Origin of the sequence: Streptomyces sp. DT2A-34 (assembly GCF_030499515.1) — a bacterium.
GTDB lineage: Bacteria > Actinomycetota > Actinomycetes > Streptomycetales > Streptomycetaceae > Streptomyces.
This window is the reverse complement of record NZ_JASTWJ010000001.1, coordinates 1,667,942-1,693,737: the sequence shown is the minus strand read 5'-3', so window position 1 is coordinate 1,693,737 and position 25,796 is coordinate 1,667,942. Positions and strand designations below refer to the sequence as shown.

Genomic DNA, 25,796 nt, shown 5'->3' with positions numbered 1-25,796 from the left:
CGGGTGAGTAACAACCCGCCGTAATGACCCCAAGTACTGACACGTCCGGAGGAGGACCCGTGAAGCAGGGCGCGCAGGGCTCCGCGGCCACGGGGATTCCGCAGGTCTCGGAGGCTGGGGTGCCGCGGGTGCCGCCGCAGGGGCGGGCTGCGGGCGTGGGTGCTGGTGTGGGCGCGGGCGACGAGCGGGCGCGGGGTGCTGGAGCCTCGGCGCCGGCGGCTCGTGGTGAGCACACCCACAGTGAGCAGCCGATCCCGCGGCCGCGTCCGGTCGTTCAGCGGGCCTCGGTGCGGGGTCAGATCCTCGACGCCCTGCGCACCGCGCTCGTCGCCGGTGAGCTGATTCCCGGCGCGGTGTACTCGGCTCCCGCACTCGGCGAGCGCTTCGGTGTCTCCGCCACGCCGGTCCGCGAGGCCATGCAGCAGCTCGCGTTGGAGGGGGCCGTCGAGGTCGTTCCCAACCGGGGGTTCCGGGTGGTCGAACGGGGCGCCCGGGAGTTGGCCGAGCTGGCCGAGGTCCGTGCGCTGATCGAGGTTCCGGTGATGCTCCGGCTCGCGCGTACTGTCCCTGCCGAACGCTGGGCGGAACTACGGCCGTTGGCGGAGGCGACGGTTCGGGCGGCGTCGACCGGCTGCCGGGCCACGTACGCGGAAACCGACCGCACCTTCCATCGTGCCGTGCTCTCCCTGTGCGGCAACGAACAACTCGTCCAGATCGCCGACGACCTCCACCGGCGCGCCCAGTGGCCCCTGGTGAGCGCCGTCCTCCCGTCCGGCCGGGGTCCAGCCGACCTCATCGCGGATGCTGCGGAACACGTGGCGCTGCTGGACGCGTTGATCGCCGGGGAGCTGGATGTGGTGCGGGCGCTGGTGGGGGAGCACTTCGCGGGGTAGCGTCCGGCGGTTGGGCGTGGGTGCCTGCGGCGGCCTGTGCGGCCTTGGTGGGGGTGCGCGTGGCGCCTGCGGGTGGGGGGTGGGTCGGGGCCGTGCCGGGGGTGTCCGTCCTCGGTCCGGTGGTGGGCCTTGCGCTAGAGGTGCCGTTTCTTGACACCGGACTCTGCGGGCGGACACCCCCCGGCACGTCCCCTTGCCGCCGTACGCGGGTGCGGCGCCGCGGGGCTACGCGCGGACGGTGCGGGTACGCCTGCCTCTCGACGCCGGCCGGCATCATCCAGCCCGTCCGGCGTTTGAGGACGAGGCCCGTTCAGGGCCGAAGCGGGGGTCTGGGGCGGCAGCCCCAGCGGGGGCGAAGGGGCGGAGCCCCTGGAGATGGGACGGGTAGGGGCGGCGGGGGCGAGGTGATCGCCCCCGGCGTCATGCCGTGGCCGCTCCAGTCGCCGGTGGGGTGGGGGCCAGCTGGTGGGCAAGCCAGGTCGGGACGCCGCCCAGGAGGCGGAACAGGCGGCGGGCCTCGTCGCGCAGACGTGAGGCCTCCGGTTCGGTCTCCGCGTCGGCGAGGGACGCCAGCGCGGGCGCCGTGCCCACCAGGTAGCCCAACTCCTCGCGGATACGGAGGGATTCGGCGAAGCCGTGCCGGGCCTCCGCCAACTCGCCGTCCCGCAGGGCGAGTCCGGCCAGGTGACGCCAGGTGAAGGAGAGGAGGAGGGGGTCGGCGTGGGCCGTCGCGCCCGCGTGTGCGCGGCGGTATGCGGCGCGGGCCGCCTGGGGCGAGCGCGCCAGGTTCTCCGCGAGGAGCCCGCGGCGGAAGTCGAGCAGGGCCCTGCCCGCCACCCCCGGAGGGAGCAGCGCCGCCGCCCGCCCCAGCGCGGCCCGCGCCTCGTCGGCCCGGTCGCGCACTCCGTGCAGTGTCGACGCGTACGCAAGTTGACCGCGTTCACAAGCGGCCGCGCCCCGCTCGTCGTCACCGTGTGCGAGCGCCTCGGCCGTGCGCAGCGCGTCCTCGGCCTCCTCCCAGCCCTGCTCGGTGTAGAGACAGCGCTCCACCAGCAGCGACGCCCGCTGGAGCGCGGTCTGAGCGGTGACAGGCTGTAGCAGGGCCGCCGCGTCCGACCAGCAAGCGCGTGAGCGCAGCCGCCATACCGCGGTCTGGAGTGGATCGTCGCCGGCGGTCGTTCCGTTACCAGACATGGCGGTATACGCCACCTCGCCCTCCCCGAGCACGCCATCGAGCTGTTGAGTGGTGGCGGCATCTCAGCACGAATTCGCGCGCTCGGCCAAGAGGGTGGGTGAAGGATTTCACAAAGTCGTGGGACAGTGGCGGTACTTGGTGCCGTCCGTCGCCATTCGCGCGAGGGCTCGCGGAGGCTCAACTCATCCGCAATGCCAAGAAGAAATCCAGCTTGTCCTCCAGCCGGGACAGGTCCCGGCTCGTCAACTGCTCGATCCGCCCCACTCGGTAGCGCAGCGTGTTGACGTGCAGGTGGAGGCGGGTCGCGCAGCGGGTCCAGGAGCCGTCGCAGTCGAGGAACGCTTCCAGGGTGGGGATCAGTTCGGCGCGGTGGCGGCGGTCGTAGTCGCGCAGCGGGTCCAGGAGGCGGGCCGTGAAGGCTCGGCGGACGTCGTCCGGGACGAAGGGGAGCAGGAGGACGTGGGAGGCCAGCTCCTGGTGGCCCGCCGCGCAGACCCGGCCCGTGCGGGCCGCCGCCACCCGGCGGGCGTGCCGGGCCTCCTCCAGGGCGCCGCGCAGGCCCTCCGCCGAGTGCACCGCCGCGCTCACGCCGAGCGTGACCCGGCCGTCGCCGTCCAGGCCCGCCGACAGCGCGTCCCGGATCGAGTCGAGGAGCGAGTCCGCGTGGATGCCCGCTTCGGAGCCGTCGTGCTCCGAGGAGACCGCGGGGAGGGGGACGAGCGCGATGGCCTCGTCGCCGGTGTGGGCCACGGCGATACGGTCGGAGGGTTCGGGGCCGGTCGCGAGCGGGTCGACCAGGATCTCCTCCAGGAGGGACTGGGCGATCGGGCCGGGCTCGGTGTCGCCGCCCTCCCACTCGACCCGGGCCACCACCACCTGCCAGTGCGGGGCCGCGCCGAGACCGGGCAGCAGGACGGGGGCCGCGACGCGCAGGCGCGCGGCGATCTCGGCGGGTGCCGCGCCCGTCTGGACCAGTTCGAGGACCTCCTGGGCGAGGCGGCGGCGGACCGTGCGTGCCGCGTCGCGCCGGTCGCGTTCCACCGCGATCAGCTGGGTGACGCCCTGGAGGAGGTCCAGGCGCTCCTCGGGCCAGTCGCTCGCGTCCGCCTCCACGGCCAGCAGCCAGTCCGACAGCACCGTCTCGCGCACGTCCCGCGCCGCCCGCGGGGAGCGGCCGCTGCTGCGGATCGGGAAGAGCGAGTACGGCGTGCCGCCGATGGTCGTGCGGTGCGGGCCGCGCCGGGCTGTGCGGGCGGCCGACAGGTGCTCCGCCGCCAGCTTCGCGCACATGTCGGCGGGCAGCGCCGGGCCTCCCACCTTCGAGCCCGCGATGAGCCGCCCCGTCGGCGCCAGCACCCACGCCCGCAGGTCCAGGTCCGAGCCGAGCAGGTCGAGGACGACGTCCGGGCCGCCGCCCGCCGGGCCCGACGTCATCATCCGGCGGTGGCGGTCCACGACGGCCGCCAGGTCCCCGGCCCGCTCGCCGCTGACCTGCCGTACGACATGCTCGGTGATCGTCGCGAACGCCACCGACTCGTGCACCGCGAACAGCGGCAGGCGGTGCCGGGTGCAGGCCAGCACCAGGTCGTCGGGGATGTCGCCCAGCTCGGCCTCGCCGGCCGCCAGGGCGGCCACACCGGCCTGCACCAGGATCCGCACGAAAGGCTCGGAGTCCGCGGCGTTCCTGCGCCAGGCCAGCCCGGTGAGCACCAGCTCACCGCCCGAGAGGTAGCGGCTGGGGTCCCTGAGGTCGGTGGTCATCACACCGCGCACGGTGCGGTCCAGCTCTTCCTCGCCGCCGAGCAGCTTGAGGCCCAGCGCGTCGGTGTCCAGCAGTGCGCGCAGCCGCATTCTCGTCGCCGCCGTTCTTTGTCTCGAAATCTACGATGGATCCAGGAGGGTCGTGTGGTGAGCGGCCCGTCCGGCGGGCCGGTTCATGGTGACCGGCGTCCGCGGAGCTGTGTCCCGGCTGTGTCCCTGGTCACAAGGGCTGTGTCTCACGTTTCCACGGAAAAACCAGGAGGTTACTGATGACCTCTGTTCATACGAATCTACAAGATGCCCGCCCTGGCCAGCCAACTCCTTCATGGTTTCCGTGACTGACCCCGGTGGAGCACCGCGCTGTGTACTGACGTCAATGCGCGTTAACAGCACATGAACGAGCCGGGACTGCCGCACCTGATCTGGCTCAAACCGTACGACCCACGAGACGAAGAAGAGAGCCGGTCATGGACTTCCTTCGCCCCGCCAGCTGGGAGGAGGCGCTCGCCGCGAAGGCCGAGCACCCCACCGCTGTGCCGATTGCGGGTGGCACCGATGTGATGGTCGAGATCAACTTCGACCACCGCCGGCCCGAGTACCTCCTCGACCTGAACCGCATCGGCGACCTCTACGAGTGGGAGGTCGGCGAGGACAGCGTGCGGCTCGGTGCCTCCGTCCCGTACAGCAGGATCATGGAGAGCCTGCGCGCCGAGCTGCCGGGCCTGGCTCTCGCCTCGCACACGGTCGCCTCCCCGCAGATCCGCAACCGCGGCGGCGTCGGCGGCAACCTCGGCACCGCCTCCCCGGCCGGCGACGCCCACCCCGCCCTCCTCGCGGCAGGCGCCGAGGTCGAGGTCGAGTCGGTGCGCGGCAGCCGCCGTATCCCGATCGACGAGTTCTACACCGGCGTGAAGCGCAACGCGCTGGCCGCGGATGAGCTCATCCGGGCCGTGCACATCAAGAAGGCCGACGGGCCGCAGCAGTACTCCAAGGTGGGGACCAGGAACGCCATGGTCATCGCCGTGTGCGCCTTCGGGCTCGCGCTGCACCCCGAGACGCGGACCGTGCGTACCGGGATCGGCTCGGCCGCCCCGACACCCGTGCGGGCCAAGGCCGCCGAGGAGTTCCTGAACGCGGCGCTCGAAGAGGGCGGCTTCTGGGACAACGGCAAGATCATCACCCCGTCGGTCGCCAAGCAGTTCGCCGAGCTGTGCTCCGGCGCCTGCAACCCGATCGACGACGTCCGGGGCACCGCGAGCTACCGCCGCCACGCGGTCGGCATCATGGCCCGCCGCACGCTGACCTGGACCTGGGAGTCGTACCGCGGCACCGCCGCCCACACGGAGGGAGTCGCCTGATGCGCGTCAACTTCACTGTCAACGGACGTCCGCAGGAAGCCGACGACGTCTGGGAGGGCGAGAGCCTTCTGTACGTGCTGCGCGAGCGGCTCGGTCTGCCGGGGTCGAAGAACGCCTGTGAGCAGGGTGAGTGCGGGTCCTGCACCGTTCGGCTGGACGGTGTGCCGGTGTGTTCGTGTCTGGTCGCCGCCGGGCAGGTAGAGGGCCGTGAGGTCGTGACCGTCGAGGGGCTGGCCGATTTCGCCAAGCAGCGTGCCGAGCACGGTGGTTGTGCGACCGGGGCCTGCGGTACGGACGGGAAGGCGGGGACCTCGCTCCAGGACGCCCAGCACTGGGCCGCCAAGGGGCAGGACTCGCAGACCGGCGAGGGCACCGAACTCTCCCCGATCCAGCAGGCGTTCATCGACGCCGGCGCCGTCCAGTGCGGCTTCTGCACCCCGGGTCTGCTGGTCGCCGCCGACGAGATGCTGGAGCGCAACCCCAACCCGACCGACGCGGACATCCGCGAGGCGCTGTCGGGCAACCTGTGCCGCTGCACGGGCTACGAGAAGATCATGGACGCGGTCCGCCTCGCGGCCGCCCGGCAGGGAGAGGCGGTCTGAGCGACATGCCCACCAACGGCGCTCCCACCAAGATCACCCAGGGTTCCCAGACCAAGGGCGGCATCGGTGAGTCCACGCTCCGCCCGGACGGCACCCTCAAGGTCACCGGCGAGTTCGCGTACTCGTCCGACATGTGGCACGAGGACATGCTCTGGGGTCAGATCCTGCGCTCCACCGTCGCGCACGCCGAGATCGTGTCCATCGACACGAGCGAGGCCCTCGCCATGGCGGGCGTCTACGCCGTCATGACGTACGACGACCTGCCGACCGACGTGAAGAACTACGGCCTGGAGATCCAGGACACCCCGGTCCTCGCGCACGGCAAGGTCCGTCACCACGGTGAGCCGGTAGCGATCGTCGCCGCCGACCACCCGGAGACGGCCCGCCGTGCCGCCGCCAAGATCAAGGTCGAGTACCGCGAGCTGCCCGTCATCACCGACGAGGCCTCCGCGACCGCCCCGGACGCGATCCTCATCCACGAGAACCGCGACGACCACCACAGCGGCCACGTCCCGCACCCGAACATCGTCCACCGCCAGCCGATCATCCGCGGCGATGCGGCGGAGGCCGCCAAGAAGGCGGACGTGATCGTCAAGGGCGAGTACACCTTCGGCATGCAGGACCAGGCCTTCCTCGGCCCCGAGTCCGGCCTCGCCGTGCCGGACGAGGACGGTGGCGTCCACCTCTACATCGCCACCCAGTGGCTGCACTCCGACCTGCGCCAGATCGCGCCCGTGCTCGGCCTGCCCGAGAAGAAGGTGCGGATGACGCTGGCCGGCGTCGGCGGCGCCTTCGGCGGGCGCGAGGACCTGTCGATGCAGATCCACGCCTGCCTGCTGGCGCTGCGGACCGGAAAGCCCGTAAAGATCGTCTACAACCGGTTCGAGTCCTTCTTCGGGCACGTCCACCGTCACCCCGCCAAGCTCTACTACGAGCACGGCGCCACGAAGGACGGCAAGCTCACCCATGTGAAGTGCCGGATCGTGCTCGACGGTGGCGCGTACGCCTCCGCGTCGCCTGCGGTCGTCGGTAACGCCTCCTCGCTCAGCATCGGCCCGTACGTCGTCGACGACGTCGACATCGAGGCCCTCGCCCTCTACACCAACAACCCGCCCTGCGGCGCCATGCGCGGCTTCGGCGCGGTCCAGGCGTGCTTCGCGTACGAGGCGCAGATGGACAAGGTGGCGAAGAAGCTGGGCATGGACCCGGTGGAGTTCCGGCAGCTGAACGCGATGGAGCAGGGCACCATCATGCCGACCGGGCAGCCGGTCGACTCCCCGGCGCCGGTCGCCGAACTGCTGCGCCGCGTCAAGGCGATGCCGATGCCGCCCGAGCGCCAGTGGGAGAGCAGCGAGGGCGCGGACGTACGGCAGCTGCCCGGCGGGCTCTCCAACACCACGCACGGTGAAGGCGTCGTACGCGGTGTCGGCTACGCGGTCGGCATCAAGAACGTCGGCTTCTCCGAAGGCTTCGACGACTACTCCACCGCCAAGGTGCGCATGGAGGTCGTCGGCGGCGAGCCCGTCGCGACCGTGCACACCGCCATGGCGGAGGTCGGCCAGGGCGGCGTCACCGTCCACGCGCAGATCGCCCGCACCGAGCTGGGCGTCACCCAGGTGACGATCCACCCGGCGGACACGCAGGTGGGCAGCGCCGGTTCGACGTCGGCCTCGCGGCAGACGTACGTCACCGGCGGCGCCGTCAAGAACTCCTGCGAGCTCGTCCGCGAGAAGGTCCTGGAGATCGGGCGCCGCAAGTTCGGCTCCTACCACCCGGCTTGGGCGACGGCGGAGCTGCTGCTGGAGGGCGGCAAGGTCGTCACCGACGGCGGCGAGGTCCTCGCCGACCTGGTGGATGTGCTGGAGGGCGAGGCCGTCGAGGTCGAGGCCGAGTGGCGGCACCGCCCCACCGAGGCCTTCGACCTGCGCACCGGCCAGGGCAACGGCCACGTCCAGTACTCCTTCGCCGCGCACCGCGCCGTCGTCGAGGTCGACACCGAGCTCGGCCTGGTGAAGGTCATCGAGCTGGCCTGCGCCCAGGACGTCGGCAAGGCGCTCAACCCGCTGTCCGTCCTCGGCCAGATCCAGGGCGGCACCCTCCAGGGCATGGGCATCGCGGTGATGGAGGAGATCGTCGTCGACCCCAAGACCGCGAAGGTCAGGAACCCGTCCTTCACGGACTACCTGCTCCCGACCATCCTCGACACGCCGATCATCCCGGTCGACGTGCTCGAACTCGCCGACGAGCACGCCCCGTACGGGCTGCGTGGCATCGGCGAGGCCCCCACCCTGTCGTCGACCCCGGCCGTCCTCGCGGCGATCCGGAACGCGACCGGGCTGGAGCTCAACCGCACGCCGGTACGGCCCGAACACCTCACGGGCACGGCGTAAGTCACCAGTCTCTCCGGGCGGCACCGGGAACGTCACACTTCGCCGCGCCGCCCGGAGCAACCAGATCGTTCGTCTCGGGCCGTCCCCCGGGTCGTGCGGCCGAAGCACCTTCCCAAATCCCGCAGCCGCCACGGCGGTTGGAGATGCGGGTGTCCCTATGAACCTTGGGAGTAGGCCCACATGACCCAGCAGTCACTGGAGCCGGCGACGACAGCCGAAGACGCGGGAGAAGGCACCCGCGTCCCGGCCGGCAGGTCCTGGCTCGACCGGTACTTTCACATATCCAGGAGAGAGTCCACGATCGCGCGCGAGGTGCGCGGCGGCATCACCACCTTCATGGCGATGGCGTACATCCTCCTGCTCAACCCGCTGATCCTGTCGGGCAAGGACGCGGCGGGGGACACCCTCGCCCAGAAGGCCCTGATCACCGCGACCGCGTTCGCGGCGGCCTTCACCACGCTGCTGATGGGCTTCTTCGGCAAGGTGCCACTCGCCCTCGCCGCCGGCCTCTCCGTCTCCGGTGTTCTCGCCTCGCAGGTCGCCCCGCAGATGACCTGGCCGCAGGCCATGGGCATGTGTGTGATGTACGGCGTGGTCATCATGCTGCTGGTCGTCACCGGCCTGCGCGAGATGATCATGAACGCGATTCCGCTCGCGCTGAAGCACGCGATCACCATGGGCATCGGCCTGTTCGTCGCCCTGATCGGCTTCTACAAGGCCGGCTTCGTGCACCAGGGCGAGGCGACGCCGGTCACCCTCGGCCCGGCCGGCGAACTGGCCGGCTGGCCCGTCCTGCTCTTCGCCGTCACGCTGCTCGCGATCTTCATGCTCCAGGCACGCGGCGTCCCCGGCGCGATCCTGATCGGCATCATCGGCGGCACCGTCCTCGCCGTCGCCCTCAACGCACTGGACGTCATCGACCCCAAGCAGTGGGTGAGCGGCGCACCCGAACTGCACGGCAGCGCCGTCTCCATGCCCGACTTCTCGATCTTCGGCAACGTCGAGTTCGGCGGCTGGGGCGAGGTCGGCGCGATGACGGTCGGTATGATCGTGTTCACGCTCGTGCTCGCCGGGTTCTTCGACGCGATGGCGACGATCATCGGCGTCGGCACCGAGGCCAAGCTCGCCGACGACAAGGGCCGGATGCCGGGCCTGTCCAAGGCGCTGTTCATCGACGGCGCGGGCGGTGCGATCGGCGGCGTGTCCGGCGCGTCCGGCCAGACGGTGTTCGTCGAGTCGGCGACCGGCGTGGGCGAGGGTGCCCGTACGGGCCTGTCCTCGGTCGTCACCGGCCTGTTCTTCGCGGCCTGTCTCTTCTTCACCCCGCTGACGGCGATCGTGCCGGGCGAGGTCGCGGCGGCGGCCCTGGTGGTCATCGGCGCCATGATGATGATGAACGCGCGGCACGTGGACTGGTCCGACCGGGCCACCGCGATCCCGGTGTTCCTCACCGTCGTGATCATGCCGTTCACGTACTCGATCACGGCCGGTGTCGCCGCCGGTGTCATCTCGTACGTCGCCATCAAGGCCGCGCAGGGCAAGACTCGGGAGATCGGGGCGTTCATGTGGGCCCTGACAGGCATCTTCCTGGTCTATTTCGCCCTCAATCCCATTGAGAGCTGGATGGGCGTGCACTAGCCAGTCACTGAACCGCCCTCCGCACAACCTCTGTTAAGGAGACCGACAGATGCTGGACATCGCCGAAGAGCTGCACCGGTGGGTCGAGCAGGGACGTGACTTCGCCGTCGCCACCGTGGTGGCGGTCGGCGGCAGCGCACCCCGCCAACCCGGTGCCGCCCTCGCGGTGGACGCCGACGGCACGGCCATCGGCTCGGTCTCCGGCGGCTGTGTGGAGGGCGCGGTGTACGAGCTGTGCCAACAGGCGCTGCAGGACGGCGAGACGGTCCTGGAACGCTTCGGCTACAGCGACGAGGACGCCTTCGCCGTCGGCCTGACCTGCGGAGGCGTCATCGACATCCTCGTCACGCCGGTACGGGCCGCCGACCCGTCCCGCCCGGTGCTCGCGGCCGCGCTGCGGGCGGCCGCGAGCGGCGAGGCGGCGGCCGTGGCACGGATCGTGTCGGGGCCGGGCGAGCTGACCGGCCGGGCGCTGCTGGTCCGCCCCGACGGCTCCTGCGAGGGCGGCTTCGGCGCCCACCCCGAACTGGACCGCACGGTCGCGGCGGAGGCGGGCGCGTTCCTCGACGCGGGCCGCACCGGCACCCTGGAGATCGGTGAGCAGGGTTCACGCTGCGGCGCCCCGCTCACGGTGCTGGTCGAGTCCTCCGTCCCGCCGCCCCGGATGATCGTCTTCGGCGCGATCGACTTCGCGTCGGCGCTGGTGCGGATCGGCAAGTTCCTGAACTACCACGTGACGGTGTGCGACGCCCGCCCCGTCTTCGCGACGAAGGCCCGCTTCCCGGAGGCCGACGAGATCGTCGTGGAGTGGCCGCACCAGTACCTGGAACGGACCTCCGTGGACGCCCGTACCGTCCTGTGCGTCCTCACCCACGACGCCAAGTTCGACGTACCGCTGCTGCGGCTGGCGCTGCGCCTGCCGGTGGCGTACGTCGGCGCGATGGGCTCCCGCCGCACCCACCTGGACCGCAACGAGAGGCTGCGCGAAGTCGGCGTCAGCGACCTGGAGTTGGCGCGGCTGCGGTCGCCCATCGGGCTGGACCTCGGCGCCCGTACGCCCGAGGAGACGGCCCTGTCGATCGCCGCGGAGATCATCGCCAACCGGCGTGGCGGGAGCGGGGTCTCACTGACGGGCGCCCACACGCCGATCCATCACGACGCGACGCCGTCGCCGGCGGGGCGGATCGGGTCGGTGGCCTGAGTCCGGGGTACCGGCTGGTCGGGCCAGGCGAAGGCGTAGGCCGGGTCGCCGCCCCGGCCGATCCTGACGTAACGAAGGAGCTCGCGGACGATGCCCGCGTTGCCCATGGCCCACCCGGTCTCCGCTTCGAGGTCGCTCGGGGTGGCCCGGTGCTCGACGTTGGACCAGCGGACGCCGTCGGCGTCCCGGGTGGCGTGGGCGGCGAGGTCGGCGACGAGGAGCCGGGCGAAGCCGTGGCCGTCTCCCTGCTCGGCGATCCGGTCGCAGGCCAGCGCCAGCACGCCCGCCGTGCCGCAGCAGCGGCCGTTGTTGTCCCAGAAACCGGGGCGCAGCCGGCGGGGCACACCGGAGTGCGTGACGGTGTGCCAGCAGCGGTCGGCGAGGGACGACCAGGGGGTGGGGTCGCCGAGCAGGTCCCTCAGCAACCGGAAGACCTGGGCGTCACCGGTCGGGCCATGGCACCAGCCGTAGTTGTACCGCTCGACCACGTCGGGGCGGTGGTGCGGGTCGGAGTGGGGGACGAGGAAGCCGTCGGGCCCGTCCTCGTTGCGCGACACGACGTCCGCGGCACCGGCCAGGGCGAGTTCGACCAAATCCTTTCGGCCGGTCGCGTGACCCACCGCGGCCAGGCCGTACACGATGCCGAGCGTGCCGTGTGAGATGTGATGCATGCGTGCGGGCGCGCCGGGCCGATGCTGCCACTGGGCCCCGGCCGGGGTCTGCTCGGCTGTGCGGGCATAGGGCTCCATCGCCTGCACGGCCAGGTCCTCCTGCCCGGTGAGGAGCGCACCGAGGCCGATGCCCGCGTTGCCGCCCATCAGCTCGAACAGCTCGCCCCAGCGGGTCCCGTCGAAGCGTGAGCGCACCAGCTCCAGGGCCCGGTTCGCGGCGGCGCCGGCGGCGGTGTCACCCAGGTCGTCGTGGACGGCCCGCAGCGCGAGGGCCATTCCGGTGCGGCCGAAGTAGAGGGAGTCGTCCTCGTGGCTCTCGACGGAGCCCGCCAGGCCGCGGGCCGCGCGCAGGGCGGCGTCCGCGTAGGAGTCGTCGCCGAAGTGCCGCCATGCTTCCAGGAGGACCGGAACGACGCCGGCCGTACCGTGGTAGAGCATGGGATCGGCCTCGTCGTCGGAGGGTCTGACGGGCCAACCGAGGCCGCCGTCGTCCCCGGTGTCCCGCGCGGCGGCCAGCAGCCACCGCAGCCCGTCCACCGCCAAGGCCTCGACTTCGTCCGACGTCATGCCAGTTGCGTGTGTCGTCTCCGTCATGACGCCCACTCTGGCACGCTCGCCGCGCGGGACTCAGACCCGCAGCACGAAGCACCGCACCCCGCCCGCATCCAGGTCGTACCACTCCCCACGCCCCCACCCCTGCGTCACGGCCGCCACGTCCTCGGCCGTCATCCCGATGTATCGGCGCTCCTGCGGCAGCCTCTCCGCCAGCGGCGTCGTCACCACCCACGCCCCGCCCGGCGTCAGCAGCCCCCGCACCCGTTCCGCGACCGCCGTCTTGTCCGCCATGAAGGCCAGGACGAGTCGCATGGTCACGAGGTCGAACCCCGCCCGTGGCAGGGCCGCCGAGACCTCCCCCGCGTCCTCGAAGTCCAGGCGGCGCACGCGCAGGCGCGGCTCCAGATCCGCGTACCGGTCGCGGGTCGCCGAGACCGCCGCGTCCGCCCAGTCGACGGCGAGCGTGTCGTAGCCGAGGCCCGCGAGCGCGGCGGCGTAGGTGCCGAGCCCGCAGCCGATGTCCAGGGCCCGGGCGCCGGCGCGGGGCCGTACCGCCTCGCCGAGCAGCCGCAGTTCCTGTTCCCTGACGCCCCGAAAGCCCCGCCCCCGCGCGAAGTGGTCCTCCCAGCGGGCCTGCGCGACCGGCGTCATGGCTGCCTCAGCAGCCGGTTCACCGCGCGCCCGAACACATACCGCGCCGCCCGCTCCAGTACGCCGTCGAACAGCCCCGGCAGCGGGCGCACCCGCAGTTCCTCGCGCCACACCACGCGCGCCCGTCCGCCCGGCCCGGGCCGTACCTCGATCTCGGCCCAGCCCGTCACCACCCTGCCCCGCTTCTCCAGCCGGCACAGACCAGGAGCGTCCTCACCCGGCGGCTCCCACGTCGTGACCTCCATGGGGTCGTCGAACGCGAGCGGGCCGATCCCCGAGCGGGCCACGAAACGGGAGCCCACGTGGGTCGGCGGGGGCGTGGTGACCGTGACACGGGTCAGCGGGACCACCTCGCCGTGCCGGGGCCACTCCGTCAGGCGGCGCCACGCCTCGTCGAGGGGGAGGGGAACCGTGCGTTCGAGGAGGAAGGTGACCACGGAGCGATCCTAGGCAATCGGAACTGGTCATCGGCATGGTCATATACGTGTCATGCGGCCGTACAGGCTGTGCCTCACCTGGTGAGGCACAGCCTGAGACGCCTCACTGGGCGTAGAACGTGGCGTCCGCCCTGTCCGTCGCCGTGCTCAGGGCCTGCACCTGCAACAGGTACTCGTAGTGCCGGATGTAACGCCCGGCGTAGTTGTACGACTCGTAGGAGACGCCTGCCGAGTCGGACAGCCCGGCTCGCTTGTAGAAGGTCGCGTCGGACGCGAACCGCGTCGTGCCGTCGTTCTTCTCCAGCCATACCTCGAAGTTCTTGTGCCGCAGGTAGTAGCCGGGGAAGTTGGCCGACTCCAGGGAGACGGTGCCGCTGCCGGTCAGGCCGGTGACCACGCGGAACTGCGAGTCGGCGAGCGGGGAGACGTTGGCCTCGATGCGGGCGCGGTACTCCCAGTGCCGGATGAAGCGGTCCGCGAAGTTGTACGACGACAGGCGCTGCGGCGTGGCCCCGTCGGCCACCGGGATGCCGAAGTCGGGGGTGCCGTCGGCCTTCCAGTACAGCTTCTGGACGCGGGTGCGGCGGTTGGGGTCGTTGAGCGGGTCGCCGCTGATGTCCTTGTAGCTGCGGTCGTGGTAGACGAGGATGTCGCTCTTGCCGTCCTCGGAGACGGTGAAGGAGTTGTGGCCCGGACCGTACTGGCTGGTGGCGGCGTTGCTGGTGAACACCGGCGTGGAACTCTTGGTCCAGTTCGCCGTGTTGAGCAGGTCGGCGCTCGCGGAGGCGGACAGCAGCCCCAGGCAGTAGTTGCTGTCGGTGGCGCTGGCGGAGTACGACATGAACACCTTGCCGCCGCGCTGGATCACCGCCGGACCCTCGTTGACCTTGTAGCCGACCGTCTCCCAGGAGTAGGTGGGCCGCGACAGCATCACCGGAGTGCCGGTGATGGTCCAGGGGTTGGCCATCTTCGCGAGGTAGATGTCGGTGTTGTTGTTCACGGAAGGGTCGCGCTGGGCCCAGGACAGATAGCGCACCCCGTTCACGACGAAGGTCGTGGCGTCCAGCGAGAAGCTCTCCCACTGGGTCTTGATCTGCCCCTTCTCCGCCCAGGCGGCGGTCAGCGGGTTGGAGCCGGTGCCCTCCAGGACGTACATCCGGATCGCCCAGATGTCGTTGGTGGCGCCGGCGGCGAAGTAGACGTACCACTTGCCGTCGATGAAGTGGATCTCCGGCGCCCAGATGTGCGCGCCCATCACGCCGCTGGAGTGCTTGGTCCAGATGGTGACCTCCTGGGCCGTGGACAGGCCCTGGATGGTCGTCGCCCGGCGCAGCACGATGCGGTCGTACTCGGGGACGGTCGCGGTGAAGTAGTAGTAGCCGTCGGTGTGTTTGAAGATGTGCGGGTCGGCCCGCTTCTCCGCGATCGGGTTGGTGTAGGTCACGGCGGGGGAGTCGGGCACGGCGGCCTGGGCGGCGGGGGCCGGCCCGACGAGGCAGGCCGCCAGGGCGACCAGGACGGCCATGAGCAGCCGTACGGCTATGCGTCTCAAGGGAGTTCTCCGGATCGGAAAGGGTGCTCAGAGGGGGTGATCGGAGCGGATGATCAGGGGCGGGATCAGGTGGTGGGGACGAGCTTCCACTGCTGGCAGTTGTTGTTCAGCCACGTCCACTGCCGTACGTCGGCGCCGTTCGCGGTGGAGCAGTCGGCGACGTCGGCGACCTTGCCGGTGGACTCGTTGACGATCCGGACGTAGTCGCCGCTCGCGGTGAAGACGAGGCGGTAGCGCTGGCACTTGTTGTTCAGCCAGGACCACTGCCGGATGTCGGCGCCGTCGGTCGCGGAGCACTCGGCGGTGTCCATCACCTTGCCGGTGGCGACGTTGACCAGCCGGTTGGTGTCGTCGCCCAGGTCCTCCAGCTTCCACTTCTGGTTGGCGCCGCCGGTGCAGCTCCACTGGAAGATGTTGGTGCCGTCGGCGGTGTTCCCGCCGTTCACGTCGAGGCACTTGCCGCTGTTGCGGTTGACCAGGGTGTACGACGTCGGCGTCGCCGCCGTCTCGCCGGACGGGCCGGGGAGCGTGGTGCCGAGGGCGACGGGGGTGCCGAAGTTCGGGGTGCCGTCGGCGTTCCAGGTGAACTCCTGGGCGCGGGTGGTGCGTCCGTTGCCGCAGCCGCCGTTCGACGCGGAGTTGGCGTGGTAGACGATCCAGTTCTCGGTGCCGTCGGGCGAGGTGAAGAAGCCGTTGTGGCCGGGGCCGTAGACGCTGTTCGCGTCACTGCGCTGGAAGACGGGGGTCTGCTTCTTGGTCCAGGACGCCGGGCTCAGCGGGTCGGAGCCGGTCAGCTCCAGCTGGCCGAGTTTGTAGTCGGCGGTCTGGCAGGAGCTCGCGGAGTATGTCAGGAAGGTGCGGCCGTTGCGGTAGAGCGGCTCGGGGCCCTCGTTGACGGGGCTGCCGGAGCGCTCCCAGTCCAGGGTGGGGCTGGAGATGATCGTGAAGGTGTTGCTGGCGAGGGTGTACGGGTTGCTGAGCGGTGCGATGACCAGGCTCTGCGTACTGCCGTTGATGAACCCGCTGCCCATCAGGTACAGCTTGTTGTTGGCCTGCAGCACACTCGCGTCGATCAGCCAGCCGCCCGGCGTGAGGTTGGACCCGGTGAGCGAGCCCTTGTAGGTGTACGGCCCCATCGGGTCGGTGCCGGCGCTCTCCAGGACATGGGTCCGCTGCGAGTCACAGCAGGCGACGCCGCTCTGCCCGGCCGAGTAGTACACGTACCAGTGGCCGTTGAAGAGGTGCATCTCCGGCGCCCAGAAGTTGGTGTTCCGGGTCGACGTGGTCTCCGCGTACACCTGCACGTTGGGCGCGGTGGCGAGGCCCGCAAGAGTCGGCGACTTGCGGATGCCGAGGATGCCGGTGAACGTCGTCGTGATCAGGTAGTAGTTGCCGTCGTGGTACTGGAGCCAGGGGTCTGCGCCCTTGAACGACTTCAGCGGGTTCGTGTACGGGCGGCCGTCCGCCGCGGACGCCGGTTGCGTGGTCGCCACCAGGGCCAAGAGCGCCGCGAGTACGCAGAGGATCAGTGATCTGCGGCGCTTCCTGAACGGCGGGTGAGACATCCGGGGCATACGACACCGTCCCTGTCTGGTATATCGAACGGAGTTCGTGATTCCGATCGTGATTGAGATCAGAAGATAAGAGTGGGTGGTGCTCCCGTCAACGGTTTCGTCATGTGCGCTTTACAAACCCGCGTGCGGACGCATGCCCGGCGCGGGTGCGCGATCATGCGCTTGCCCGTTCAGGTGATGAACGGACGGATGGGCTGTCCGCCCCCCGCCCGCCCCGTATCCAGGGCCCATGGACAATCACCGCGCACCTGTCGGCCCCACTCCCTTCTCCCGGAGGCAGTTCACGACCGCGTCCGCCACGACGGCCGCCCTGGCCGCGTTGACCCCGACCACGGCCGCGGCTGCCGCCGCCGCACCCGCCGCACCCGCCGTCCCCCACCAGGCACCCCACCGACCGCGCTCCACCGCCGACTGGGACACCTGCCTGGCGGTCGCCCGCGCCCTGCTGGTGGTCGACGAGCACGACGAGCCGCTCGTGCCGACGTACCGGAAGATCCTCGACTCCGGGCTCCCGCGCGCGAAGACGACGACCGCGAAGAGAATCCTCGTCGTCGGCGCCGGACCCGCCGGCCTGGTCGCCGCCTGGCTGCTGAAGCGGGCCGGGCACCACGTCACCCTCGTCGAGGCCAACGGCAACCGGGTCGGCGGCCGCATCAAGACCTTCCGCACCGGCGGCCACGAGCAGGCGGCGCAGGCCTTCGCCGACCCGGCCCAGTACGCGGAGGCCGGCGCCATGCGCATCCCCGGCAGCCATCCGCTGGTGATGAGCCTCATCGACCAACTCGGCGTCAAGCGACGCCGGTTTCACCTCGTCGACGTCGACGGCGAGGGCAAACCCGTCAACAACGCCTGGCTGCACGTCAACGGCGTCCGCGTGCGCCGCTCCGCCTACGCGAAGGCGCCCCGCGCCATCAACCGCTCCTTCGGTGTCCCCCGCGAGCACTGGGACACCCCCTCCTCGACCATCCTGCGCCGCGCCCTGGACCCGGTACGCGACGAGTTCAGCACCGTCGGCCCGGACGGCAAGCGCGTCGACAAGCCGATGCCGGAGCGGGTCAAGGGCTGGGCGCGGGTCGTGCAGAAGTACGGCGACTGGTCGATGTACCGGTTCCTCACCGAGGAGGCGGGCTTCGACGAGCGGACCATCGACCTGATCGGCACTCTGGAGAACCTCACCTCACGGCTGCCGCTCTCCTTCATCCACAGCTTCATCAGCCAGTCGCTGATCAGCCCCGACACCGCGTTCTGGGAGCTGGTCGGCGGTACGGCGACGCTTCCGGACGCGCTGCTCAAGGAGGTCGCCGACGTCCTGCGTCTCGACCGGCGCGCGACCCACATCGAGTACTGGGCTCCCGGCCGGCCCGGCGCCGACGACACCTCCCACGTCAGTGCCAAGGGCCCGCACGTCTGGATCGACACCGTCTCCGAGGGACGCGACGGCAGGATCGTGCGCGAGCAGTTCACCGGTGACCTCGCGATCGTCACCGTGCCCTTCTCGGGGCTGCGGCAGGTGCAGATCAGCCCGCTGATGTCGTACAAGAAGCGGCGTGCGGTGGCCGAGCTGCACTACGACAGCGCGACCAAGGTGCTGCTCGAATTCGGCCTGCGCTGGTGGGAGTTCACCGAGGCCGACTGGAAGCGGGAGCTCGACGCCGTACGGCCCGGGCTCTACGACGACTACCGCAAGGGCAAGGCACCGGCCGACGGCAGCCTGCTCGGCGCCCACCCCTCCGTCCCGGACGGCCACATCAGCGACGCGCAGCGTGCCCACTACGCCGCCAACCGCTGGGCCACCCGCGACCAGCCCGAGGCGGCGCACATCATCGGCGGCGGGTCGGTCTCCGACAACTCCAACCGCTTCATGATCAACCCGTCCCATCCGATCGACGGCAGCGAGGGCGGCGTCGTCCTCGCCTCCTACAGCTGGGCCGACGACGCCTCCCGCTGGGACTCCCTCGACGAGGACGCCCGCTACCCGCACGCGCTCCGGGGGCTGCAACAGGTCTACGGCCAGCGCGTCGAGGTCTTCTACACGGGGGCCGGGCGGACGCAGAGCTGGCTGCGCGACCCGTACGCGTACGGGGAGGCGTCCGTCCTCCTCCCCGGTCAGCACACGGAGTTGCTGGAAGCCATCCGCAGCCCCGAGGGCCCGCTGTACTTCGCCGGGGACCACACCTCGGTCAAGCCGTCGTGGATCGAGGGGGCCCTCGAATCAGGGGTGCGGGCGGCACTGGAGGCGCACGGGGGCTGAGACGCCGTACGACTCAGTTGCTCTGCGTCAGGGGCTGTTGCGTCCAGATCACCTTGCCGTGCGCGGTGTACCGCGTGCCCCACCGCTCGGCGAACTGCGCCACCAGGAACAGGCCCCGGCCGCCCTCGTCGGTCGTGGCCGCGCTGCGCAGATGCGGGGCGGTGCTGCTGGCGTCGGAGACCTCGCAGATCAGGGCGCGGTCGCGGATCAGGCGGACGTGGATGGGGCCGGTGGCGTGACGGAGGGCGTTCGTGACCAGTTCGCTGAGGATCAGCTCGGTCGTGAACGCCTCCTCCACGAGCCCCCAGTCCTCCAGCGTCCTGGTGGCCGCCGCCCGGACCCGGGCCACGGCCGAGGGGTCGCCCGGGACGTCCCAGGCCGCCGTGCGGTCGGCGGGGAGCATCCGCGTCCGCGCGACGACGAGGGCGACGTCGTCGCGCGGACGCTCGGGCAGCAGGGTCTCCAGTACCACCTTGCACGTCTCCTCCGGCGTCCGGCCGCGCGTCGGCGGCGCCCCGGCGAGTGCCCCGCGCAGCAGCTCCAGCCCCTCGTCGATGTCCCGCCCCTGCTGCTCCACCAGCCCGTCCGTGTACAGCACGAGACCGCTGCCCTCGGGCAGCCGCAGCTCGGTCGCCTCGAAGGGCAGGCTGCCGCCCAGGCCCAGCGGGGGGCCGCCGGGGACGGTGGGGAACTCGACGTGGCCGTCGGGGTGGACGAGGGCCGGTTCGAGGTGGCCGGCGCGGGAGAGGGTGCACAGCCCGGAGGACGGGTCGTACACGGCGTACAGGCAGGTGGCCCCGGTGACCGGCGCGGCCTCGCCGTCGCCCTCGTCCTGGTCGATGCGGACCACCAACTCGTCCAGATGGCCGAGGAGTTCGTCGGGCGGCAGGTCCAGGGTGGAGAAGTTGTGGACCGCGGTGCGCAGCCGTCCCATCGTGGCCGCCGCGTGCAGCCCGTGCCCCACGACGTCCCCGACGACCAGCGCCACCCGGGCGCCCGGCAGCGGGATGACGTCGAACCAGTCCCCGCCGACGCCGCCCTGCGCCGCGTGCGCGGGCAGATAGCGGTAGGCGACGTCGAGGCCGCTCTGGGCGGGCAGGGCCCGCGGCAGCAGGCTGCGCTGGAGCGTGACCGACAGGGTGTGCTCGCGGGTGTAGCGGCGGGCGTTGTCGATGCTGACGGCGGCGCGGGCCACCAGCTCCTCGGCCAGGGAGACGTCGTCCGGCTCGAACGGCTCGGGCCGGTCGGCGCGCCAGAAGGTGGCCATGCCCATGATGACGCCGCGGGCGCGCAGCGGGACCGTGAGCATCGAATGGATCCCGAAATCGACGAGTCTGCGGGCGTTCTCGGGGTCCTGCTCCTGCCAGCCGGAGAAGGCCGGCATGTCCGCCTCCAGCACGGTCTGGCCCGTGCCGAAGCCGAAGGCCTGCGGGGTGGTCGGAGCGAAGTGGATCAGCTTGCCGATCGGGTACAGCGGGGCGCCCTCCCGCACGCCCCGGAACGCGACCCGGCGCATGTCGGTGCGGCCCAGCTTCGGCTCCCCGCCGCGCAGCACCGGATCCGCCAGGTCGATGCTGACGAAGTCGGCGAACCGCGGCACCGCGAAGTCGGCCAGCTCCTGCGAGGTGCGGGTGACGTCGAGGGTGGTGCCGATCTCCAGTCCCGCGTCGTACAGCAGCTTCAGCCGCTCCTGCGCCACGTCCGCCCTGCCGGTCATCGTCCGCAGCTCGGTGGTGTCCCGCAGCGTGGCCACGCTGCCGGGCGGCCCGCCGGCCCGGTCGGTCGAGCGCTGACTGACGGCCAGCAGCCGGCCCCGCGCCAGGTGCACCTCGTCGGTGGCGTCCCGCCCGGAGGCGAACAGCCCGGCCAGGTCGCGTCCGAGGCCGAGGTCGCGGCAGGGCCGCCCCTCCGCGTCCGCGGGCAGCCCGAGCAGCCGGCGCGCCTCGTCGTTCGCCAGCGCCAGCCGCCGCCGGCCGTCCAGGATCAGCACACCTTCCCGTACGGCGTGCAGGACGGCGTCGTGATGCTCGTACATCCGCGTCATCTCGGCCGGCCCCAGCCCGTGCGTCTGGCGCAGCAGCCGCCGGCTGACCAGCGCGGTCCCGCCGGTGGCGAGGGCGAACGCGGCCGCCGCCGAGACGAGCAGCACCGGCAGCTGGTGGTCCACGACGCCGCCGACGCTGGCCAGCGTCACCCCGGCGGCCACCAGACCGACGACCTTGCCGTCGTCGTCGGTCACCGGGACCACGGCCCGCACGGACGGGCCCAGGGTTCCGGTGTACGTCTCCCGTACGACCCCGCCCGCCGCGGCCGGTGCGATGGTGCCGACGAAGTGCTTGCCGATCCGGTCGGGGTCGGGGTGCGTGTAGCGGATGCCGTCCCTGGTCATCACGACGACGAAGTCCACGTCGGTCGCCTCGCGCGCCGCCTCGGCACGCGGCTGCAGCAGCGCGCTCGGGTTCGGATCGGCCAGGGCCTCGACGACGCCCGGCGCGTTCGCGAAGGCCTCGGCCACGGCGAGGGACCGGTTGCGGGCCTCCCGCTCGCTGTCGTTGCGGGCCTGCAGCACCAGGGCCGCCACCGCGGCGGCGACGAGGAGCAGCACGATCGCCGCCTGCAGCACGAAGACCTGCCGGGCGACGGTGCGCGCGCTCAACAGGGAGCGCAGGCGGCCGAGGAATCCGGCCATGCCTCATTTCTAACACCGTTCGGTGGGGTGGGCATGGTGCGCCTAAGAGCTCGGGGGTACGCGCTCGGTGGCGGGTGCGGTCCGCATGTGGTTGATCGCGCAGTTCCCCGCGCCCCTGAGGGCGTTGTCGGCACCCGGCATCCGGCGGAGCAGCAGCAGGGCCGCGTCGTCGTGGAGGTGGCCGCCCACGTGGGCCAGCAGTTCGTCGTGGAGTGCGGTGACCGTGTCGGCCGGCTCCTCGGACGGGTGCCGCGCCAGGCCTTCGGCGAGCGGGTAGAACTCGCGGGCGTGGTTGCGGGCCTCGGTGACGCCGTCGGTGTAGAGCAGCAGTTGGTCGCCGTCGGCGAAGGGCAGCACCTGCAGTGCGGGGGTCTCGCCGGAGAGGGTGCGCAGCCCGAGGGGCGGTGCCGGCAGGTCCGGCTCGATCGGCACGACGACGCCGTCGCGGACCAGGAGCGGCGGCGCGTGACCGCAGTTGACCACTTCCAGCTGCCCCGCCCGCGGGTACCCGGCGACCACGGCGGTGACGAAGTCGTCGCTGCCCAGGTTGCGGGCCAGGCTCCGCTCGATCCGCGCGACGACGGCGAGGAGATCGGGCTCGTCGTAGGCGGCCTCGCGGAAGACACCGAGCACCAGAGCGGCCGTTCCCACGGCCGGCAGCCCCTTGCCGCGCACATCGCCGACGATCAGCCTGACCCCGTACGGCGTGGACACCAGCGCGTAGAGGTCGCCGCCGATCCGGGCCTCCGCCGCGGCCGCGCTGTAGCGGACGGCCACCTGGAACGGCCCCACCTTCGCCGGTACGGGCTGCAGCAGCGCGTGCTGGGCGGCCTCGGCGACGGAGCGGACGGCGGCCAGCACCCGCTCGCGCCGCCCGCGCAGCGCGCTGGCCAGGGCGCTCGCCAGGGTGACGGCCATCAGGGCGGTCACCACGACCGCCAGCTCGTGGCCCTGTCCGCCGTCCCGGATCCCGAGGGTCGCGCCCAGGGCCGCGGCGAGCAGCCCCACACAGAGGACTCCGTGCGGCCCGTTCGTGGTCGCGGCGAGCGCCGGGCCCACGGCGAGCAGCGGCACCGAAGTCATCCCCGACCCGCAGACGAGGTCGACGACCACGATGACGAAGACGATCAGGATGGGCAGTACGGGCATAGCGGCGACCAAGCGACTCGGCCAGTGGTCACGACCGTGGTGTGGGGCCTGGCTCATGTCTTGTCGGCTGTCCTCACCTGTGTGCGCGGGCATGCCCCCGGTGTGGAGGCCTACGCCCATGAAATGTCCGTTTCGTCTAGGAAATAGGTTCGACGCGGTCGGGACAAGGACAGCGTTTTCAGATAGTGAGCGAGAGCCCTCTCGTCACCCGGCTCGCGGCCGGGAGCAGCCGTGCCGTGATCTCCTCCAGACGGGAGCGCCGGTCGGCCCGCAGCGAGACGCCGAGCGAGCCGAGGGTGTTCCCGCTGTACACGGGCACCGCGACACAGGCCGTGCCGAGGGCGTACTCCTCCAGGTCCGTGACCGCCGGCGCCATGGGCGAGGAGTCGAGCCGCCGCAGCAGCTCCGGTGTGTCGGTGATCGTCCTGGGGGTGAGGTCGGCGAGCGCGTGCCGGGACAGGTAGTCCTTGCGCGACTCGTCGTCCAGCTCGCGCAGTACCGACTTGCCCAGCGCCGTGGCATGCCCGGCGTCCTCGAACCCCACCCACAGGTCGACGCGGGGAGTGCGCGGACCGTCGACGATCTCGGCGACCCGGATCTCGCCGTCCTCGTAGAAGGTGAGGTAGGCGGCGGTCGACAGCTCGTCCCGCAGCGCGGCGAGCGTGGGGCGGATCCGGCTGAGCAGCGCCTGCGCCCGGCCCGTCGTGTGCAGCGTCTGGAGCCGGTCGCCCAGGATGAACCCGCCGTCGTCGAGCTTGCGTACGTATCCGTCGTGGACCAGGGTCCGCAACAGGTGGTACGCGGTGGCCAGGGGCAGGCCCGTCTCGCGTGCCAACTGCTTCGCCGGCGCGCCGTTCTCGTGCGCGCTGACCGCCTCCAGCAGGCGGAAGGCTCGCTGGACGGAGTTGATCAGCGTCGGGCCTTCACGAGCACCCATACGAACAGCGTGCGCCGGGCGCACGGGGCGGGCAAGGTGGGCGTGTCCGGAGGGCCGGGGTGCCGGGGTGCCGGGGTCTACAGCACCCGCGCGACGAGCAGGGCGACGTCGTCGTGGTCGTCGGGGTGGCGCAGGCCGTACAGCAGGAGGTCGCAGGTCTCCTCCAGGGGGCGGTGAGGTTCGTCGAGGAAGCCGAGCAGGACATCCAGCCGCTCGTCGATGGGGTGGAGCCGGGTCTCGACGAGGCCGTCGGTGTACAGGACCAGCACATCGCCGGGGCCGAGGTCGACCGTGGTGGTCCCGAAGGGGATGCCGCCGACGCCGAGCGGGGCTCCCGCGGGCAGTTCGAGCAGTTCGGGGGTGTGGCCGGGGCGGGTCAGCGCGGGCGGCATGTGCCCGGCGTTGGCGATGTGGCACTGCCTCGTGCGGGGGTCGTACACCGCGTACAGGCAGGTGACGATGTAGTGCTCCAGATCGCAGGTGATCTTGTCCAGGTGCTGGAGCACGGCGCCGGGATCGAGGTCGAGGTCCGCGTAGGCGACGGTGGCGGTGCGCAGCCGGCCCATGGTGGCGGCGGCGTCGATGCCGTTGCCCATGACGTCGCCGACGACCAGGGCGGTCCTGTCGTCGGCCAGCGGCAGCACGTCGTACCAGTCGCCGCCGACCTCGCTGGTGGCCTGGGCGGGCTGGTAGCGGGAGGCGAGCTCCAGGCCGGGGTGGTGCGGCGGGTGGTCGGGCAGCAAGCTGCGCTGGAGGGTGAGGGCGGTGTTGCGCACGCTCTGGAACCAGCGGGCGTTGTCGATGGCCACGGCGGCACGGCTGGCCAGCTCACCGGCCAGGACGACGTCGTCCTGGTCGAACGGCACCGGGTTGCGGGTGCGCTTGAGGTCGAGGGCGCCCAGCACCTCGCCGTGGGCGATCAACGGCACGGCGAGATAGGAGTGCACGCCGGCGCGGGCCAGCAGGGAGGTGGCCTCGTCGTCCCGGGCGATGCGCCGCAGATCGTGCTCGCCGACATGGCGCACCAGCACCGGCCGGGCGGTGTGGACGCACAGGGTGACCAGGCGGTCGCCGTCGTAGGCGGCGAGGTCACCGGGCGGGTCGGCGGCCCGCAGGGCCACGCTGGGGTAGGCCGCCTTCAGGGCGAGGGCGCGGAACAGCTCGGGACCGTTGTCCGGCTTGCGCATACGCCGGCAGGCCAGGGCGGCGTCCAGGATGTCCACGGCGACCACGTCGGCCAGCTCGGGGGTGGCGATCTCGGCCAGTTCGCGGGCGGTCCGCTCGACCTCCAGCGTGGTGCCGACCCGGGTGGAGGCGTCGGCGACCAGCGCCAGGCGCCGCCGGGCCCGGTCGGCCTCGGCGGCCGCGCGGTGCCGCTCGGTGACGTCGACGAACGAGATGGCCGCGCCCAGCACCCGCCCGCCGGAGTCGTCCAGCCGGTAGAAGGACAGGGACCAGGCGTGCTCGTGGTCGGGGTCGGCCGGCGGTCGGCCCACGTGGTACTGGTCGAGCAGCGGGGTGCCCGTGGTGAGCACCTGACGCAGGGCGGACTCGATGGTGTCGATGTCGGGCAGGGGCAGGGTCTCCCGCAGCCGACGGCCGACGTGGTCCTCGGCCGGGGTGGCGTCGATGCGCTCCAGTGCCGGGTTGACCAGCAGGTAGTGCAGGTCGGGGTCGAGGAGGGCGATCCCGATCGGGGACTGGTTGATCAGCCGCTCGCACAGCGCCAGGTCGGTCTCGACGCGCTGGAGCAGCGAGTGGTCGGCCGCTATGCCCAGCGCGTACACGTCCCCGAGATCGTCCAGCAGCCGCATGTTGCGGAACTCCGTGAGGACGGTGCTGCCGTCCTTGTGCCGCACGGGGAAGGCGCCGGCCCAGCTCCGGCCGGTCTCCAGCACCTCGGCGAACAGCTTCGCGACGGCCGGCAGGTGCTCGGGATGGATGAACAGCCGCGCCGCGTGCGTGCCGAGAGCCTCCTCGGAGGTGTAGCCGAAGAGGTCCTCGGCCTGCGGGGTCCAGAACACGATGCGCCCCTCGGCGTCGACCACTACCGCGGCCACGCTCAGGACGTCCAGCAGGCCGGTCGGCCGGGGTGGCTCGGAGCCGTACCCGCCACCGTCGGACTCGAAGGATTCGGCTGTCATCCCAGCTCCCGCGCCACGGCCGGCAGAGACTGCCGGCCTTTCGTCCCCGCCGGGTACCACGGCTGAGACGACCGGCACCTCCATGCTCCCTCCACCCCGCGGGCCTTGCCCAGTCCGGGCGCGCCGAGCGGCCCTCGGGGCGGGGTCA

18 protein-coding genes are annotated in these 25,796 nt (G+C 71.7%); 7 read left to right on the top strand and 11 right to left on the bottom strand.

The features are described 5' to 3' along the window. Positions 1 to 59 precede the first annotated feature (59 nt). Complete coding sequence (locus tag QQM39_RS07350; protein ID WP_301995810.1) at positions 60 to 893, top strand: GntR family transcriptional regulator; 834 nt, start codon at positions 60 to 62, stop codon at positions 891 to 893. Positions 894 to 1,313: 420 nt separating this feature from the next. Here QQM39_RS07350 and QQM39_RS07345 read toward each other — a convergent pair whose 3' ends face one another. Then, on the bottom strand, positions 1,314 to 2,102 hold the full coding sequence (locus QQM39_RS07345) for a hypothetical protein (RefSeq protein WP_301995809.1): 789 nt from the start codon (positions 2,100 to 2,102) through the stop codon (positions 1,314 to 1,316). A 163-nt stretch (positions 2,103 to 2,265) separates the two neighbouring features. Further along, positions 2,266 to 3,939 (bottom strand): PucR family transcriptional regulator, encoded by a 1,674-nt coding sequence (locus QQM39_RS07340; RefSeq protein WP_301995808.1) that lies wholly within the window; start codon positions 3,937 to 3,939, stop codon positions 2,266 to 2,268. A gap of 377 nt (positions 3,940 to 4,316) precedes the next feature. Here QQM39_RS07340 and QQM39_RS07335 point away from each other — a divergent pair, with 377 nt between their 5' ends. From QQM39_RS07335 to QQM39_RS07315, 5 genes are all read left to right on the top strand, one after another. Beyond that, a complete protein-coding gene (locus QQM39_RS07335) occupies positions 4,317 to 5,207 on the top strand; it encodes a xanthine dehydrogenase family protein subunit M (protein ID WP_301995807.1) in 891 nt (296 codons plus the stop codon). Next, complete coding sequence (locus tag QQM39_RS07330; RefSeq protein WP_301995806.1) at positions 5,207 to 5,809, top strand: (2Fe-2S)-binding protein; 603 nt, start codon at positions 5,207 to 5,209, stop codon at positions 5,807 to 5,809. Before QQM39_RS07335 ends, QQM39_RS07330 begins: the two co-directional genes overlap by 1 nt. A 5-nt stretch (positions 5,810 to 5,814) precedes the next feature. Beyond that, complete coding sequence (locus tag QQM39_RS07325) at positions 5,815 to 8,199, top strand: xanthine dehydrogenase family protein molybdopterin-binding subunit (RefSeq protein ID WP_301995805.1); 2,385 nt, start codon at positions 5,815 to 5,817, stop codon at positions 8,197 to 8,199. Positions 8,200 to 8,379: 180 nt separating this feature from the next. Next, the gene (locus QQM39_RS07320) at positions 8,380 to 9,837 is read left to right on the top strand and encodes an NCS2 family permease (RefSeq protein ID WP_301995804.1); all 1,458 of its coding nucleotides are present in this window, start codon (positions 8,380 to 8,382) and stop codon (positions 9,835 to 9,837) included. Positions 9,838 to 9,886: 49 nt separating this feature from the next. Continuing rightward, positions 9,887 to 11,038 (top strand): XdhC/CoxI family protein, encoded by a 1,152-nt coding sequence (locus QQM39_RS07315; protein ID WP_301995803.1) that lies wholly within the window; start codon positions 9,887 to 9,889, stop codon positions 11,036 to 11,038. Here the strand turns inward: QQM39_RS07315 and QQM39_RS07310 are convergent. From QQM39_RS07310 to QQM39_RS07290, 5 genes are all read right to left on the bottom strand, one after another. Continuing rightward, on the bottom strand, positions 10,990 to 12,276 hold the full coding sequence (locus QQM39_RS07310) for a lanthionine synthetase LanC family protein (RefSeq protein ID WP_301995802.1): 1,287 nt from the start codon (positions 12,274 to 12,276) through the stop codon (positions 10,990 to 10,992). The two genes, QQM39_RS07315 and QQM39_RS07310, sit on opposite strands and share 49 nt — an antisense overlap. A gap of 60 nt (positions 12,277 to 12,336) precedes the next feature. Further along, a complete protein-coding gene (locus QQM39_RS07305; protein WP_301995801.1) occupies positions 12,337 to 12,915 on the bottom strand; it encodes a bifunctional 2-polyprenyl-6-hydroxyphenol methylase/3-demethylubiquinol 3-O-methyltransferase UbiG in 579 nt (192 codons plus the stop codon). Continuing rightward, positions 12,912 to 13,352 carry an SRPBCC family protein gene (locus QQM39_RS07300; protein WP_301995800.1) on the bottom strand — a complete coding sequence of 147 codons (441 nt, stop codon included), beginning with the start codon at positions 13,350 to 13,352 and terminating at the stop codon, positions 12,912 to 12,914. The genes QQM39_RS07305 and QQM39_RS07300 overlap by 4 nt, the downstream gene beginning before the upstream one ends. Before the next feature lie 103 nt (positions 13,353 to 13,455). Beyond that, the gene (locus QQM39_RS07295; protein WP_302003507.1) at positions 13,456 to 14,877 is read right to left on the bottom strand and encodes a family 43 glycosylhydrolase; all 1,422 of its coding nucleotides are present in this window, start codon (positions 14,875 to 14,877) and stop codon (positions 13,456 to 13,458) included. Between the two features lie 92 nt (positions 14,878 to 14,969). Next, entirely contained in the window at positions 14,970 to 16,478 is a 1,509-nt protein-coding gene (locus QQM39_RS07290; protein ID WP_301995799.1) for a family 43 glycosylhydrolase, read from the bottom strand. A gap of 229 nt (positions 16,479 to 16,707) precedes the next feature. On the opposite strand from QQM39_RS07290, the gene QQM39_RS07285 reads away from it, so the two are divergent. After that, complete coding sequence (locus QQM39_RS07285) at positions 16,708 to 18,729, top strand: FAD-dependent oxidoreductase (RefSeq protein WP_301995798.1); 2,022 nt, start codon at positions 16,708 to 16,710, stop codon at positions 18,727 to 18,729. A 13-nt stretch (positions 18,730 to 18,742) separates the two neighbouring features. Here QQM39_RS07285 and QQM39_RS07280 read toward each other — a convergent pair whose 3' ends face one another. The 4 genes from QQM39_RS07280 to QQM39_RS07265 form a co-directional block, all read right to left on the bottom strand. Then, positions 18,743 to 21,418, bottom strand: coding sequence for a SpoIIE family protein phosphatase/ATP-binding protein (locus QQM39_RS07280; RefSeq protein WP_301995797.1), 2,676 nt, complete (start codon positions 21,416 to 21,418; stop codon positions 18,743 to 18,745). 42 nt (positions 21,419 to 21,460) lie between these two features. Further along, positions 21,461 to 22,567 carry a PP2C family protein-serine/threonine phosphatase gene (locus tag QQM39_RS07275; protein WP_301995796.1) on the bottom strand — a complete coding sequence of 369 codons (1,107 nt, stop codon included), beginning with the start codon at positions 22,565 to 22,567 and terminating at the stop codon, positions 21,461 to 21,463. A gap of 178 nt (positions 22,568 to 22,745) precedes the next feature. After that, positions 22,746 to 23,504 (bottom strand): IclR family transcriptional regulator, encoded by a 759-nt coding sequence (locus QQM39_RS07270; protein ID WP_301995795.1) that lies wholly within the window; start codon positions 23,502 to 23,504, stop codon positions 22,746 to 22,748. A 77-nt stretch (positions 23,505 to 23,581) separates the two neighbouring features. Next, positions 23,582 to 25,648 carry a SpoIIE family protein phosphatase gene (locus QQM39_RS07265; protein ID WP_301995794.1) on the bottom strand — a complete coding sequence of 689 codons (2,067 nt, stop codon included), beginning with the start codon at positions 25,646 to 25,648 and terminating at the stop codon, positions 23,582 to 23,584. Positions 25,649 to 25,796 lie beyond the last annotated feature (148 nt).